This window comes from Embleya sp. AB8 (assembly GCF_049739465.1).
Classification (GTDB): domain Bacteria; phylum Actinomycetota; class Actinomycetes; order Streptomycetales; family Streptomycetaceae; genus Embleya.
This window is the reverse complement of the sequence record NZ_JBMHHY010000039.1, coordinates 43,661-56,474: the sequence shown is the minus strand read 5'-3', so window position 1 is coordinate 56,474 and position 12,814 is coordinate 43,661. Positions and strand designations below refer to the sequence as shown.

The following is a 12,814-nucleotide window of genomic DNA, read 5'->3' as shown; positions in this document are numbered from 1 at the left end:
GGCCTGCCGTCGGCCTGCTTCCGGCTCGCCGACGCGCACGCGCAAGCGTGGGCGCATCGCGCCGTTGCGGTCCGGTGGGCGGGTCGAGAGGAGCTTGCCATTTCGGCAATCTTGCCGGATCGGCAAGATTGTGCCTAAGCTGCTCGCATGGCACCCGCAGACGAGACCCACACGACCGGGCAGCCCGGACTCCGGGAGCGCAAGAAGCGGCAGACCCGGGTTGCGCTGAGTCAGGCGGCGATTCGGCTCTGTGTGTTGCACGGCTGGGACGCCGTGACGGTCGATCAGATCGCCGCCGAGGCCGACGTCTCCGTCCGTACCTTCCGCAACTACTTCACCGGCAAGGCCGACGCCATCGCCGCCAGCCACGTCGAACGTATGCTGCTGATCGCCGACGACCTGCTCGCCCGCCCGGCCGGCGAACCCTTGTGGGACTCGCTGCTCCACGCCGTCCTGGGCCGGTTCGCAGCGCCGGACACCTCTGGGCCGGACGGCTTCGCGTCGCGGAACGAGCGTTGGAGCGAGGGGGTGCGGCTGATGCTGGCCGAACCCGCGCTGGCCGGTGAGATGGTCAAGGCCAACGCCGCCGCCCAGCAGGGGTTGGCCGAGGCGGTCGCCCGGCGCACCGGCACCGACGCCGAATCCGACGTCTACCCCAAGCTGGTGGCGGCCGTGGTCGCGGCCGGCAGCGCGGTGGCGGTCGAACACAGCCTGCGTGCCGATCAGCCCGTGCCGCTCGGTGCGGTCCTGGCCCAGGTCTTCGAGCAGCTCGCCGCCGGCCTGCCCGTCCCATAGCGAAGAGCGGCGAGCAACTCGCCTGCGGTGCCACCCCGTCCCGTACACACCAAGGAAGCGTGACCATGACAGCAGCCGACGTGATCGTCGTGGGAGGCGGGCCGAACGGGCTGATGCTGGCCTGTGAACTGAGCCTGGCCGGCATCCGCCCGATCGTGTTGGAGCAGCTCCCGCAGCCCAGCACCGAGCCCAAGGCCAACGGCCTGCTCGGCCAGGTGGTGCGCCTGGTCGACCACCGCGGCCTGCACGAGCAGCTCAGCGGCAACGCGCAACCCCCACAGCCGAATTCGGCCTACTTCATGTTCGCCGCGATGGGCCTCGACCTCGGCCTGCTGGACGCCAGTCCGGTCTTCGGCTTGGCCGTTACGCAGCACCGCATAGTCCAGGTGTTGGCGGAACGCGCTCGCATGCTCGGTGTCGACGTGCGGCGCGGTCACCTGGTGGGCGCCGTCACCCAGGACGAGCACACCGTCACCCTCGACGTCACCGGCCCCGACGGCGACCGGCAGCTGCACGCCCGCTACGTGGTCGGCGCGGACGGCGCGCGCAGCGTGATCCGCAAGCTCTCCGGGATCGACTTCCCCGGCGTCAGCTACGACCGCCGCACCAATCGCACCGCCCACGCCACGGTCCCGACCGACTGGATCGACCCGGTCAATGGTGCCCTCACCATTCCCGGCCACGGGCCGATCCTGCCCTTCCTGCCCCACCGCACCGACCTGGGCGGCTTCTCCTACGCGCCGTTTCCCGGTCATCCGCCGCTGATCAGCACCACCGAGTGGGACCAGCCCACGACGGACGAGCCGATGACCCTGGCCGAGTTGGCGTCGAGTATCCGCCGCGTCCTCGGCGTCGACCTGCCGCTCGGCCCACCGGACGGAGCGGGCCCGCATGTGCTGCGCCGGCTGACCGGCGGCAACACCCGGGTCGCCGACCGGTTCCGCGACCGCCGGGTCTTTCTGGTCGGCGACGCCGCCCACGTCTACACCTCCGGCGGCGGCCCCGGGCTGAACCTCGGCCTGCAGGACGCCGCCAACCTCGGCTGGAAGCTCGCCGCCGCGCTGCGCGACACCGCCCCGCCCGGCCTGCTCGACAGCTACGACACCGAACGCCGACAGGCCGCCCGTCGTATGGTGCTGAACGCCGAGGCGCAGTCCGCGCTCAGCGCACCGGGGAGCGACATCACCGCGCTGCGCGAGCTGTTCGGCGAACTGCTCACTCGCAAGGAGGTCGTCCGGCACCTCGCCGACCTCACCGCGGGTACCGACGTGCGCTACGAGATGGGCGTCACCGATCCCCACCCGGCAGTCGGCTACTTCGCACCGGAGTTGGCGCTGACGACCGGGACGGGGCAGGTCCGGCTCGCCGAACTCACCAGGAATGCCCGGCCGTTGCTGATCGACATGACCGAGGATCAGTCGCCGGCAGCGGTACTGGCCGGGGACGGGGACCGGAAGGCCGTCGATGTCGTCGTCGCGCAAGGCGGCCCGGCCGGCCTCACCAGTCTGCTGATCCGCCCCGACGGCTATGTGGCCTGGGCCGCCGGCTCGCCCCATCCGGACCCGGCCGAACTGGCCGAACTGCGGGCGGCCGTCGAGCGTTGGTTCAGCAGCTGAGCAGCCGCCGCCCCGCGTCGCCGGCCTCTTCGGCCCGGCCGACCGCGACGCGGGGCACGGGGTCGGGCGGCGGCGGTCCGGGACTCGGCAAGTGCTCTCGAGAACCACGGAAAAGCGCTCACGCCGCCGACCTGTACGGCCGCGAACTCGCGGTGCTGCACCGCGCCGACCGCAGGTCACGGTCACGTGCGGCGCAACACCGCGAGTTCGCGGCCGAAGCCGACGGCCACACGGTTGCCGGGGGCCACCGTCACCGCGTCGATCGGCAGCGGGAAGAGCAGGGCCGGCCCGATCGGCTCGCGGGTGGTCAGGTCCCAGGCGCGGACCGTGCCGTGCTCGTCGGGTTCGCCGGTCGAGCCGCCGGTGACGGCGATCGGGCAGCCGTCGAGGTGTCCGGTCGCCACGGCGGACACGTTGTCCGCGAGTGGTGCGCCGATCGGCTCGCGGGTGATCAGGTCCCACACCCGGGCCGCGTCCCAGCTGCCCGTGACGGCGACCGGGCGGCCCTCGACCACGGCCGTGGCCACATCCACCACCACGCACGAGTGTCCGGTGAGCGGTGCGCCGAATTCCGTCCCGGTGGCCAGGTCGAAGACCCGTACCGCGTTGTCGAGCGCGCCGTCCCGGCCGGCGTCGGCGCCGGCCACCACCACCGGACGCCCGTCCAGCTCGGCGGTCGCCACCGCCCACACCGGTTCGCTCAACGGTTCGCCGACCGGCAGCCCGGTGGCCGGATCCCACACCCGCACACCCGCCGAGTCCCCGGTGACCGCCACCGGCCGCCCGGCCACGGTCGCCCGCGCCGCGCCCACCCACGCGGTCCGGCCGACCAGGGGCCGACACAGCTGCCGGCCACTGTCCAGGTCGAACACCCGCACCGTCGCACCCCACCCGGCGGTGCCGGCCACCACCACCGGCCGGGCGCCGACCAGCGCGACGGTCACCGCGTCCACCGGACCGTCGTGTCCGATCAGCGGTTCACCGATCGGCCGCTCGGGCACGAGCGTGCGCACCCACGACGACCCGTCCACCTCGGTCGCCGCGTCGGGTTCGGCCGCCGCCCACGGCCCGGTCACCCAGTCCAGCCGCCACCGGGACGGCAGTTCGCCACCGGCGGGACCCGCACCGGTCTCGGCCGCCGGCACACCGTCGTCAATCGTCGCGAGCCACGAGATATCGCCCCGAACAACGTTGGACATAACCCCATTGTGCCCGCCGCACCCCGGCCCCCGCACAACCGACCGCCCGATCCGCCGGCCGAAAATCACCGCCCCGGAGACCACCCCGGCGGCGCCTCGCCCAGCGCCCGCAGCGCCGGCCGCAATGCGTCGGCGATCGTGTCCGGCGGCACCTCCCGCAGCGCGGCCAGCTCGAGCAACCGGCTGCCGATGGTCACCCCGATCATCGTCGTGAGCATCAGCGCGGCGCGCAGTTCGGCGTTCGCGGCGGTCCCGGGCAGTGCCCCGGCGATATCCCGGATCTGCCCGCCGAGGGTGTCCCGGGCGTGCTCGGCGGCCTCCGGGCTGGTGAGCATCGAACGCAGCATCACCAGCACGGATTCGGCGGACCCGTCGAGCTTCATGCCGAGCGTGGCCAGGAGTTGCTCGGCAACCTGCTCGGGAGACGCGGCGGACAGCGAGTCCACGGACACCCTCGCGGCGCAGGTGAACAGGTCACGCTTGGTGCCGAAGTACTGCATGACCAGCGACGGATCGACACCCGCCGCCGCCGCGACGGCCCGGATGGTGGTCCGATCGTAGCCGCGTTCGGCGAACAACTCCCGTGCGCAGTCGATGATTCGACGCTCCGTGGCACGGCGGCGTTCGGCGCGGGACGAGGGCACGGCGGCGGTCACGACACCGACTCTACAACCGTTGACCGAACGCGAGCGGAGCGCCTATCGTGCTCACTCAACGCCCGTTGAGCAAAGCCATCGAGCGAAACCGAGCGAAACCGAGCGAAATCTAGCGGAACAGAGCTGTGCCAGGCAGAACAGAGCAGAACCGAGCAGAGTCGAACGAATGGACCGGCCATGACCACTTCCCCCCGCGAAGTACTGACCCGCTACCACCGGGCCATGCTCGACAAGTCCGCCGACGACCTCGCCGACCTCTACGCGGCCGACGGCGTACACGAGTTCCCGTTCACCTCACCCGGCTTCCCCGACCGCTACGTCGGCCGCGAGCGGATCCGCGCCGGCTACGCCGCGATCTGGGGCGCGTCCCCGACCCGCGTCCACCGGATCGAACAGGTGGCGGTACACGACACGACCGACCCCGAGGTACTGATCGCGGAGCACGTGGCGATCGGCGCGGTGGGCGCGGACGGCCGCCCGTTCGACGTCCCCGGCCTGCTGGTGTTGCGCGTGCGCACCGGACGGATCGTGCTGACCCGCGACTACATGGATGCCCTCGGCGTCGGTCTGGCCATGGGCCGACTGAGCCTGGCGGGTCCTGCGGGTTCGGCTACCGACTGAGCCTCAGACCGCGGCCAGTCCCGACCAGGATCGGGCCTCCTCGCCCCCGGCCCAGGCGGTCAGCAGCGCCACCGCATCGGCCTCGGGCGCGGCGATCCGTACCCCGATCCCCACCCCGTGCCCGCTCGTGCGTTCGTGCTCGACGCGCCCCTCGCTGCAGCACGCGCACAACATCCGGATGCCGGCCGTCGGCTCCAGGGCGAAATCGTGCGCGGCGAAGGACTCGCTCAGCGCCTCGACGTCGGCCGGCGCCGGCGCGGTCACCTCGGCCGTCCAGGTCGGCATCCCCGACGCGCGCCACACCAGGATCTCGTCGAATACCGGATAGCTGCGCCCAGCCACCACCCGCTCGCCATTGGGCGCACCGTCGTGCAGCACGATGTCGCCGAACCGGCGGGCCGAGGTCAGCGGTACGTTCAGCACCACCGCGCGGGTCGGGCAGATCCGCCGGGCCCAGACCACCTCCTGGCCGTCGGGCCCGGACAACCGCACACACGTCGGCCCGAAGTCCTGCTCGATCTCCCCGGTGCCCGGCTCGATCTCGATCCCGTACGCCTGCCAGGCCGCGCGCGCCACCGCCCATTCGCCGAGCACGGTGGCCGCGATGCCCAGGTTCCAATACGCCGGATCCCCGGCACCCGACGCCCGCGCCGCGGCCTCCCGCCCAACCGCGAACGCCTTGGCCCAGTCCCGCTCGAACTTGTACGCCAACGCCGCGTCGAACGCCCACTGCCCGGAAAGCGCATGCTCGGGCTCGGCCGCCAACAACGACTCGTAGAGCCTCCCGGCACGCACCCAATCATGTGCGTCCCACGCCTGCTGTGCCTGTTTGACCAGGGCATTCGTCCGGCGAGTCATCCACGCGCTCCCTCTTGGCCATCGTACGTCGACGCCCTCGGCGCGAAGCGTGCCGGCCGCCGCCGACAGTGGGTTCACGCCCGGCGGGCACCTTCCGGATGTGCCGTGCGTTTGCCGGGTGCTCGGGACGCCGGGTGACTTCTTCGGACACTCCGGGGCGATGCGAACAGACACGCGGTCGTACACGACACGTCATCTGTTGGTCGCCCCGTGGTTCCCAGCGGCCTGATTGGCTCTGGGGCGTCGGCAACGCGTCGACCTCGAAGGAGGAAAAATGCCGGATCTGCGTTTGTCCCGTCGTCATCTCGCGTGGGGTGCGGCCGTCGTATTGGCCGCCGGTGTCGCCGTCCCCAGCGCGGCGTCGGCGTTCGGTCAGGCGGATCAAGCCCGGCACGCGATCAAGGACGGCCAGGCCAAGAACGTCATCATGCTGCTCGGTGACGGCATGGGTGACTCCGAGATCACCCTGGCCCGGAACTACTCGGTCGGTGCGGCCGGTCGGCTGAACATGGACGGCTTCCCGCTCACCGGTGCGTACACGACATACGCCGTGGACAAGGACAAGCGTCCGGACTACGTCACCGACTCGGCGGCGAGCGGCACCGGCTGGGCGACCGGGCAGAAGACGGTCAACGGGCGCATCTCCAAGACCCCGGACACCAACAAGGCGGTGCCGACGATCCTGGAGCTGGCCCAGAAGAACGGTTACGCCACGGGCAGCATCACCACGTCCGAGCTGACCGACGCCACCCCGGCGGTGCTCCAGTCGCACGTCACGGACCGCAGCTGCCAGGGCCCGTCCGACATGGCCAAGTGCCCGGTCGACACGATCGCCGCGGGTGGCCCCGGCTCGATCGCCGAGCAGAGCGTCTCGAAGAAGTTCGACGTGCTGATGGGCGGCGGCAAGGCCCGCTTCGACCAGACCATCACGCAGGGTCCGTACGCCGGCAAGACGGTGCTCCAGCAGGCCCAGGAGGCGGGTTACCAGCTCGCCACCGACGCCGACTCGCTCAAGGCGGCCAGGGCCGGCAAGCCGGTCCTCGGCCTGTTTGCGCCGGTCAACATCCCGGTCGAGTGGACGGGCAAGAACGCGGCCGTCGGCGGCACCGACCCGCAGCGCTGCGTCACGTCCAACCCGAACCGCCCGGGCAGCACGCCGACCCTGGTGCAGGAGACCGCCAAGGCGATCGAACTGCTCGAGGCCAAGCAGCAGTCCAACCGCGGCCACGACCGCAACAAGGGCTTCTTCCTCCAGGTCGAGGGCGCCTCGATCGACAAGCAGGACCACGCGGCCGACCCGTGCGGCCAGATCGGTGAGACGGTCGCCTTCGACCAGGCGGTCAAGTTCGCCCGCGACTACGCGGCCAAGCACCCCGACACGCTCGTGGTGACCACCGCGGACCACGGCCACACCAGCCAGATCGTGCCGCTGGACGCCGCCCCTCCGGGCCTGTCCTCGACCCTGATCACCAACGAGGGTGTGCAGCTCAAGGTCAACTACTCGACCAACACCCCCGGCAAGTCGCAGGAGCACACCGGCACCGAGGTGCGCATCGCGGCATCGGGCCCGCAGGCCTACCGCGTGCTCGGCGTGACCGACCAGACGGAACTGTTCAACACGTTCCGTGCGGCGCTGCGGCTGCGCTGACCCGCGCCGGCAGCACCACCCGCTGATACCCGCGGCCCGCAGGCTTCTCGCCTGCGGGCCGCGGTGCGTTCGGGCTGCGGGAAGTGCCCGGGGGCGCTGGGATAGGGTTCGCTTTTCGAATCCTCGACATCCTCGACATCCTCGAAGGACGGTGGCACATGGTCGAGATCGGCAAGCTGACCCCGGCGGACCGGGCGGACTGGCAGGTGCTGTTCGAGGGCTACAACACCTTCTACGAACGCACGCTCGCCCCCGAGTGGTTCGACCGGGCCTGGGACGCGTTCCAGGACGACACCCGGATGCATGCGCTGGGCGCGCGGGTGGACGGGAAACTGGTCGGCATCACCCACTTCCTGGTGCACGCCAGCACCACGACGGACGATGTCTGCTACCTCCAGGACCTGTTCACCGCACCGGAGGCGCGCGGCAAGGGCGTGGCCCGCGCGTTGATCGCCGGCGTGACCGAATGGGCCCGCGAACGCGAGTGTTTCCGGGTCTACTGGTCCACCCACGAGACCAACACCACCGCCCGACTGCTCTACGACAAGGTGGCGGTGAATCGCGGATTCATCCTGTATCAGATCAACCTCTGATCGCGAGCTGCCCGGCCAGGACTTCGGGGGCCGCTGCCAACGACGGCCCGTACCAGGTCAGATGCCGGCCACTGACCAGGGCGGCCGGGAGGTGCGGGAACGCCTCCGGGCCGTCCGTCGCGGTGAACCGGTAGGGCTCGTCCGGGAGCACCACCAAGTCCGCTTCGGCGGCCCGGAGTTCGTCGAGCGAGATCCTGGGCCAGCGTTCGGCGTGACCGGCGAAGACGTTCTCGACGCCGAAGCGGGTCAGTGCGTCGGCGGCGAAGGTGTCCCGGCCCGCGACCATCCACGGCCGCCGCCACACCGGGATGATCGCCCGCCGCGGTGCCGCCGCCGGCAGCGCGGCCCAGGCGGTCCGGCAGCGGTCGAGCCAGGTCGGCACGGGCAGTCGGCAGCCGAGCACAAGCATCCGTTCCAGTGCCGCGAACGCCTCGTCCAGGCCGCGAACCCGGGTGACCCACACCGCGATTCCGGCGGCCCGCAACGCGGCCAGGTCGGCCGCGCGGTTCTCCTCCTCGTTGGCCAGGACCAGGTCCGGGGCGAGTGCGCGGATCGCCGCCAGGTCGGGATTCTTGGTACCGCGGATCCGCACCACGTCCAGATCGGCGGGATGTGTACACCAGTCGGTGGCGCCGACCAGCAGCCCGGGTGCGCTCACCGCGACCGCCTCGGTGAGCGAGGGGACGAGGGACACCACCCGCCGAACGTCCGCCGGTACGGGCACGGTCGAGCCGAGATCGTCGCGCATGCCCCGACCCTACGCCGCCACCCGCACCGGACCCGAGCGCGCGATCGCCCGATCGCATGATCGGACGATCTTCTAGTGTGGCGGCATGACCACTGGCATCGAGTTCGACCCCGCGACCGGTACCGAAGGCAGCACCGGCACGAGTTTGTTCGACGCGTTGCGCGCCGACGCGATATCCGACGTCGCACGCCTGCGCGAGCTGTACGAGCAACCCGGCGCGGCGGCGGCCGGCAAGGACCTGGACCATCTCACCGAGCAGGCCCGGGCCCTGGTGGCCTGCGCGTCACTGGTCTTCGTGGCCAGCGCGGATGCCGAGGGCCGCTGCGATGTGACCCCGCGCGGCGGGCCCGCCGGGTTCGTCAGCGTGCTGGACCCGCGCACCCTGGCGATCCCCGACGCGACCGGCAACCGGCGCCTGGACACGATGCACAACGTCCTGGCGACCGGCCGGGTCGGGCTGCTGTTCATCATCCCCGGACGCAACACGACGCTGCGCGCCAACGGGCGGGCCTGTATCTCCGCGCGGCCCGAGTTGTTGGGCCGGCTGACTGCCGTGGGCAAGCCGCCGGCGACCGCCCTGGTGGTGGAGCTGGACGAGGTCTACCCGCACTGCCCCAAGTCGTTGTTGCGCAGTTCCGCGTGGAAGCCCGAGGAGTGGCTGGCGGCCGACGCGCAGCCGAGTTCCGCCGAGGTGACGCTGGCCCAGTTGCGGACGCCCGGACTGACCCTCGAGGACGTCCGACGGGCGGAGGTGGAATCGCTCAAGTACCGCTACGAGTAAGCCGATACGCGAGGGCGGGGGAGGTCGGACCCGCCTGCGCCCGCCGGTTGATCAGGACGCCTCCGCCGCCCGTTCCCGCGCCTCGGCCAGGTCCTCGGCGGTGGGCGCGTCGTCCTGGGTCAGCCGCAGTCGCCAGTAGCCGGCGAAATCGATCGCCCCCTTGGCCAACCCGCGCTCGTCCACCAGGTGCCGACGCAGCGCCCGGACCGTCCCGGCCTCGCCGGCCAGCCAGGCCCGGACCGAACCGGCCGGCAGTCGGGCCGCCCGGACCGCGTCGAGCAGCAGGTCGCCGTGCCCGGGCGGGACGTCGCCGCGATGCAGCCAGTGCACGGTGGCCCGGGCCCTGGTGGCGAAGTGTTGCTCCTCGGCCGCGTCGGCCACCTCGGCGTACACGAGCGCCCGGGCGTGCTCGGGCAGCGCCGCCAGGATCGAGCCGATGGCGGGCAGCGCGGTCGCGTCGCCGGCCAGCAGGTGGGTGTCGGCGACGCCGAGCGGCCGGGCGTAGCTCGCCGAGGGGCCGTAGCGGGCGAGCACGTCGCCGGGCCGGGCCGACGCCGCCCAGCGGGTGGCCGGCCCCGGGTCGGCATCGGCGTCCCCGTGTAGGACGAAGTCCACGTCGATCGCGGCGCGTTCGGGGTGGTGGGCGCGGACCGTGTAGCTGCGCAGCCAAGGGCGCTCGGCCTCCGGGATGGCCAGGAACGCCCCGTACCAGCGGTGCAGGTCGTCCGGGTCTTCGCGCGGCAGCAGCGGCTCGCGTTGTCCCGGGCGCGGGAAGCACAGCTTGAGCTGCTGGTCGGGCCAGGTGGGGAAGTCGTCGAGCCCCGCTCCGGTGAAGGTCACGCGGACCATGCGCGGGGTGATCCGGGTGGTGTCGACGACTCGGAGGTAGGCAACGAGCGGCGATTGCGCCATGGTGACAAATCCCAACGAAAGAAATGAAAGAGCTGATTCGCGGCAGGTCGGGTGACCCGGCTTGGGCAGGTTTAGCAAAAAATTTCGCGGAATTGTCAAGGCCGATGGGCGAGGAAATTTCGGGGCCCGGTGACGGAAGGGTGCGCGTTCGGGGCCGCCGTGGGGGGCGGGTACGGTGCCAGGGGAGATCATCCGGGGGTCGTCGTGGCGCGGTCGTCGGGTTGCCTCGGCTCGGCTCGGCTCGGTTCGCGGAACTCGAAGGGAACGACCAGGAACATGACGTGGCAGGCGCAGGAACCGTACGAGGACACCGTGTTGACGGCCCGGGTCGGCCCGGGCGGTCGGCTCGGCCGGATCACGCTGAACCGGCCGCGGGCGATCAATGCGCTCGACCATGCGATGGTGCGCCGGATCGACGCCACACTCGCCGAGTGGGCGGCGGACGACACGGTCGCGGCCGTGCTGGTCACCGGCGCGGGTGAGCGCGGGTTGTGCGCGGGCGGCGACATCCGGGCGATCCGTGCGGACGCGCTCGCCGGGGGACACGTTTCGTACGACTTCTGGCGCGACGAGTATCTGCTCAACGCGCGGATCGCGGCCTATCCGAAGCCGTACATCGCGATCATGGACGGCGTGGTGATGGGCGGCGGCGTCGGGATCTCCGCGCACGGCGACGTGCGGATCGTCACCGAGCGCTCGCGGGTGGCGATGCCGGAGACCGGGATCGGCTTCGTCCCCGACGTCGGCGGCACCTACCTGCTCTCCCGCGCGCCCGGCGAACTGGGCACCCACCTGGCCCTGACCGCCACCACGATCGGCGCCGCCGACACGATCGAGTGCGGGCTCGCCGACCACTTCGTGCCGACGCACCGGCTGCCCGCGCTGTCGGCCGCACTGGCCGACGCGGCCCCGGCCGGCGTCCTGGCCCGCTTCGCCGAACCCGCGCCGGCGGGCGAACCGGCCGAGCAGCGTGGCTGGATCGACGCGTGCTACGCGGCGGACACGGTCGAGGAGATCCTCGACCGCCTGCTCGGCAGCGGCGAGCCGGCCGCGAAGGAGGCCGCCGAGCTGATCGCGGCCAAGTCGCCGACGGCGTTGAAGGTGACCCTGGCGGCGATGCGTCGGGCGCGGGAGTTGCACTCGCTGGGGTCGGTGCTGGACCAGGAATACCGGGTCTCCTGCGCGATGTTGAGCACGCCCGACCTGGCCGAGGGCGTCCGGGCCCAGGTGGTCGACAAGGACCGCAACCCGCGTTGGTCCCCGGCAACTTTGCCGGAGGTCACCCCGGCGGACGTCGAGGCGTTCTTCGCGCCGCTGGGCGAACGGGAGTTGGGGTTGGGGAGGACGGCGGGCTGAGGGCCGGGCGCGTCGGTCGGCGACCCGAGCGGCGCGGGGGTGCGAGGGCGCGGGTGCGCGGGTGGCGCGATCGGTGCCGGGTCGGTGGGATCGCGACGCGGCCGACGTCGCGGCGTTCCGCGCGCCGCCCGGTGTCCGGGAGTTGGCGTCGGGCACGTCGTCGCCCGATAGCCGAACAGCGGCCCCGATGGCGCCACCTGCGCGCGGATGCGCGGGCCTCGCCCTACGGCGCCGGTTCCGGGGCTGCCGGGGTGCGCTCGGCGATCGGGTGTGCGGGCGCGGGCAGTTCGATGGCGGGCAGTTCGGCGGCGGGGGGCTCGGCGAGGTGTGTCGGACCGAAGTCCAGGGCGAGTACGTGTTCGCGCAGGGTGCGGTCCAGCAGCACGATGGAGGCGGCCTCCGGGGCGACCTCGGCGCCCCGTACCGACAGTGCGGACAACAACTCGGCCAGTTTGCGCCGGTGTCGGTCGAAGACCTTCCCCGGGACCCGGCGACCACGCTGGTCCTGGCCCTCCAGGGCGACGACCGGATCCACCGCGAGCAGGATCAGGTGCACCTCGCGGTGTTGCCGGTCGGCGGTTCGGGCCAGCCAACGCCGCAGCCACGGGCGGCTGCCGCAGTCGTGCACCAGCACCGGTCCGCCGCCGCCACGCACCCGCGCGCGCAACCGGCGCAGGTGCTGTAGGCGTACCCACGGGCGGTACACCGCGTACGGCAGCCACTCGGGCATCCGGTCCTGGTACTCGACATGCGCCGTACGCGGATCGATCACCGTCGCCGACCGCGACCAGCGGCGCAGCAGCGTGCTCTTCCCGCTCCCGGGCAGCCCGGACACCACCACGACGGCGCCGTCCGGATAGCTCAGTACGGCCGGCCCGCGCGCCTGCCCGCGCAGATCCACCAGGCCGCGCGGGCGCAGCGGCAGGTCGTACCGCCCGGCGTCGATCCGGTCCGGTCTGTGTGCGTCGCCCACTGTCGTCTCCCCCACAAGCGGCCATCCTCACAGGTCGCGCGCCTGCGGAGCAGCCGGG

13 protein-coding genes are annotated in these 12,814 nt (G+C 72.1%); 7 read left to right on the top strand and 6 right to left on the bottom strand.

Annotated features, from left to right (window positions below):
• Positions 1–147: 147 nt before the first annotated feature.
• Together ABIA38_RS40345 and ABIA38_RS40340 are read left to right on the top strand one after the other, a co-directional pair.
• Positions 148–795 (top strand): TetR/AcrR family transcriptional regulator, encoded by a 648-nt coding sequence (locus ABIA38_RS40345; RefSeq protein WP_424643965.1) that lies wholly within the window; start codon positions 148–150, stop codon positions 793–795.
• A 65-nt stretch (positions 796–860) separates the two neighbouring features.
• Positions 861–2,411 carry an FAD-dependent monooxygenase gene (locus ABIA38_RS40340; RefSeq protein ID WP_424643964.1) on the top strand — a complete coding sequence of 517 codons (1,551 nt, stop codon included), beginning with the start codon at positions 861–863 and terminating at the stop codon, positions 2,409–2,411.
• Positions 2,412–2,593: 182 nt separating this feature from the next.
• Here ABIA38_RS40340 and ABIA38_RS40335 read toward each other — a convergent pair whose 3' ends face one another.
• Positions 2,594–3,610, bottom strand: a complete 1,017-nt coding sequence (locus ABIA38_RS40335; protein ID WP_424643963.1) for a WD40 repeat domain-containing protein — start codon at positions 3,608–3,610, stop codon at positions 2,594–2,596.
• A 65-nt stretch (positions 3,611–3,675) separates the two neighbouring features.
• A complete protein-coding gene (locus ABIA38_RS40330; protein WP_424643962.1) occupies positions 3,676–4,266 on the bottom strand; it encodes a TetR/AcrR family transcriptional regulator in 591 nt (196 codons plus the stop codon).
• Between the two features lie 177 nt (positions 4,267–4,443).
• On the opposite strand from ABIA38_RS40330, the gene ABIA38_RS40325 reads away from it, so the two are divergent.
• Positions 4,444–4,887: a nuclear transport factor 2 family protein gene (locus ABIA38_RS40325; protein WP_424643961.1), complete on the top strand. Its 444-nt coding sequence runs from the start codon at positions 4,444–4,446 to the stop codon at positions 4,885–4,887.
• A 3-nt stretch (positions 4,888–4,890) separates the two neighbouring features.
• Here the strand turns inward: ABIA38_RS40325 and ABIA38_RS40320 are convergent, their stop codons facing one another.
• On the bottom strand, positions 4,891–5,745 hold the full coding sequence (locus tag ABIA38_RS40320; RefSeq protein WP_424643960.1) for a tetratricopeptide repeat protein: 855 nt from the start codon (positions 5,743–5,745) through the stop codon (positions 4,891–4,893).
• Positions 5,746–6,019: 274 nt separating this feature from the next.
• Here ABIA38_RS40320 and ABIA38_RS40315 point away from each other — a divergent pair, with 274 nt between their 5' ends.
• Both ABIA38_RS40315 and ABIA38_RS40310 read left to right on the top strand, forming a co-directional pair.
• Entirely contained in the window at positions 6,020–7,393 is a 1,374-nt protein-coding gene (locus ABIA38_RS40315) for an alkaline phosphatase (RefSeq protein WP_424643959.1), read from the top strand.
• A gap of 158 nt (positions 7,394–7,551) precedes the next feature.
• The gene (locus ABIA38_RS40310; RefSeq protein ID WP_424643958.1) at positions 7,552–7,986 is read left to right on the top strand and encodes a GNAT family N-acetyltransferase; all 435 of its coding nucleotides are present in this window, start codon (positions 7,552–7,554) and stop codon (positions 7,984–7,986) included.
• Here ABIA38_RS40310 and ABIA38_RS40305 read toward each other — a convergent pair.
• Positions 7,976–8,734, bottom strand: coding sequence for a helical backbone metal receptor (locus ABIA38_RS40305; protein ID WP_424643957.1), 759 nt, complete (start codon positions 8,732–8,734; stop codon positions 7,976–7,978). The two genes, ABIA38_RS40310 and ABIA38_RS40305, sit on opposite strands and share 11 nt — an antisense overlap.
• Positions 8,735–8,819: 85 nt before the next feature.
• Between ABIA38_RS40305 and ABIA38_RS40300 the strand changes: the two genes are divergently transcribed.
• The gene (locus tag ABIA38_RS40300) at positions 8,820–9,515 is read left to right on the top strand and encodes an MSMEG_1061 family FMN-dependent PPOX-type flavoprotein (RefSeq protein WP_424643956.1); all 696 of its coding nucleotides are present in this window, start codon (positions 8,820–8,822) and stop codon (positions 9,513–9,515) included.
• A gap of 51 nt (positions 9,516–9,566) precedes the next feature.
• Here the strand turns inward: ABIA38_RS40300 and ABIA38_RS40295 are convergent, their stop codons facing one another.
• Positions 9,567–10,427, bottom strand: a complete 861-nt coding sequence (locus tag ABIA38_RS40295) for a siderophore-interacting protein (RefSeq protein ID WP_424643955.1) — start codon at positions 10,425–10,427, stop codon at positions 9,567–9,569.
• A gap of 276 nt (positions 10,428–10,703) precedes the next feature.
• Here ABIA38_RS40295 and ABIA38_RS40290 point away from each other — a divergent pair, with 276 nt between their 5' ends.
• On the top strand, positions 10,704–11,783 hold the full coding sequence (locus ABIA38_RS40290) for an enoyl-CoA hydratase/isomerase family protein (protein WP_424643954.1): 1,080 nt from the start codon (positions 10,704–10,706) through the stop codon (positions 11,781–11,783).
• 223 nt (positions 11,784–12,006) lie between these two features.
• On the opposite strand, the gene ABIA38_RS40285 is transcribed toward ABIA38_RS40290, so the two are convergent.
• Positions 12,007–12,756: an AAA family ATPase gene (locus tag ABIA38_RS40285; protein ID WP_424643953.1), complete on the bottom strand. Its 750-nt coding sequence runs from the start codon at positions 12,754–12,756 to the stop codon at positions 12,007–12,009.
• Positions 12,757–12,814: the final 58 nt, after the last annotated feature.

Coding starts and splice junctions, on each gene's coding strand:
- ABIA38_RS40345 (WP_424643965.1), top strand. CDS start 148: ATGGCACCCGCAGACGAGACCCACACGACCGGGCAGCCCGGACTCCGG.
- ABIA38_RS40340 (WP_424643964.1), top strand. CDS start 861: ATGACAGCAGCCGACGTGATCGTCGTGGGAGGCGGGCCGAACGGGCTG.
- ABIA38_RS40335 (WP_424643963.1), bottom strand. CDS start 3,610: ATGTCCAACGTTGTTCGGGGCGATATCTCGTGGCTCGCGACGATTGAC.
- ABIA38_RS40325 (WP_424643961.1), top strand. CDS start 4,444: ATGACCACTTCCCCCCGCGAAGTACTGACCCGCTACCACCGGGCCATG.
- ABIA38_RS40320 (WP_424643960.1), bottom strand. CDS start 5,745: ATGACTCGCCGGACGAATGCCCTGGTCAAACAGGCACAGCAGGCGTGG.
- ABIA38_RS40315 (WP_424643959.1), top strand. CDS start 6,020: ATGCCGGATCTGCGTTTGTCCCGTCGTCATCTCGCGTGGGGTGCGGCC.
- ABIA38_RS40310 (WP_424643958.1), top strand. CDS start 7,552: ATGGTCGAGATCGGCAAGCTGACCCCGGCGGACCGGGCGGACTGGCAG.
- ABIA38_RS40305 (WP_424643957.1), bottom strand. CDS start 8,734: ATGCGCGACGATCTCGGCTCGACCGTGCCCGTACCGGCGGACGTTCGG.
- ABIA38_RS40300 (WP_424643956.1), top strand. CDS start 8,820: ATGACCACTGGCATCGAGTTCGACCCCGCGACCGGTACCGAAGGCAGC.
- ABIA38_RS40295 (WP_424643955.1), bottom strand. CDS start 10,427: ATGGCGCAATCGCCGCTCGTTGCCTACCTCCGAGTCGTCGACACCACC.
- ABIA38_RS40290 (WP_424643954.1), top strand. CDS start 10,704: ATGACGTGGCAGGCGCAGGAACCGTACGAGGACACCGTGTTGACGGCC.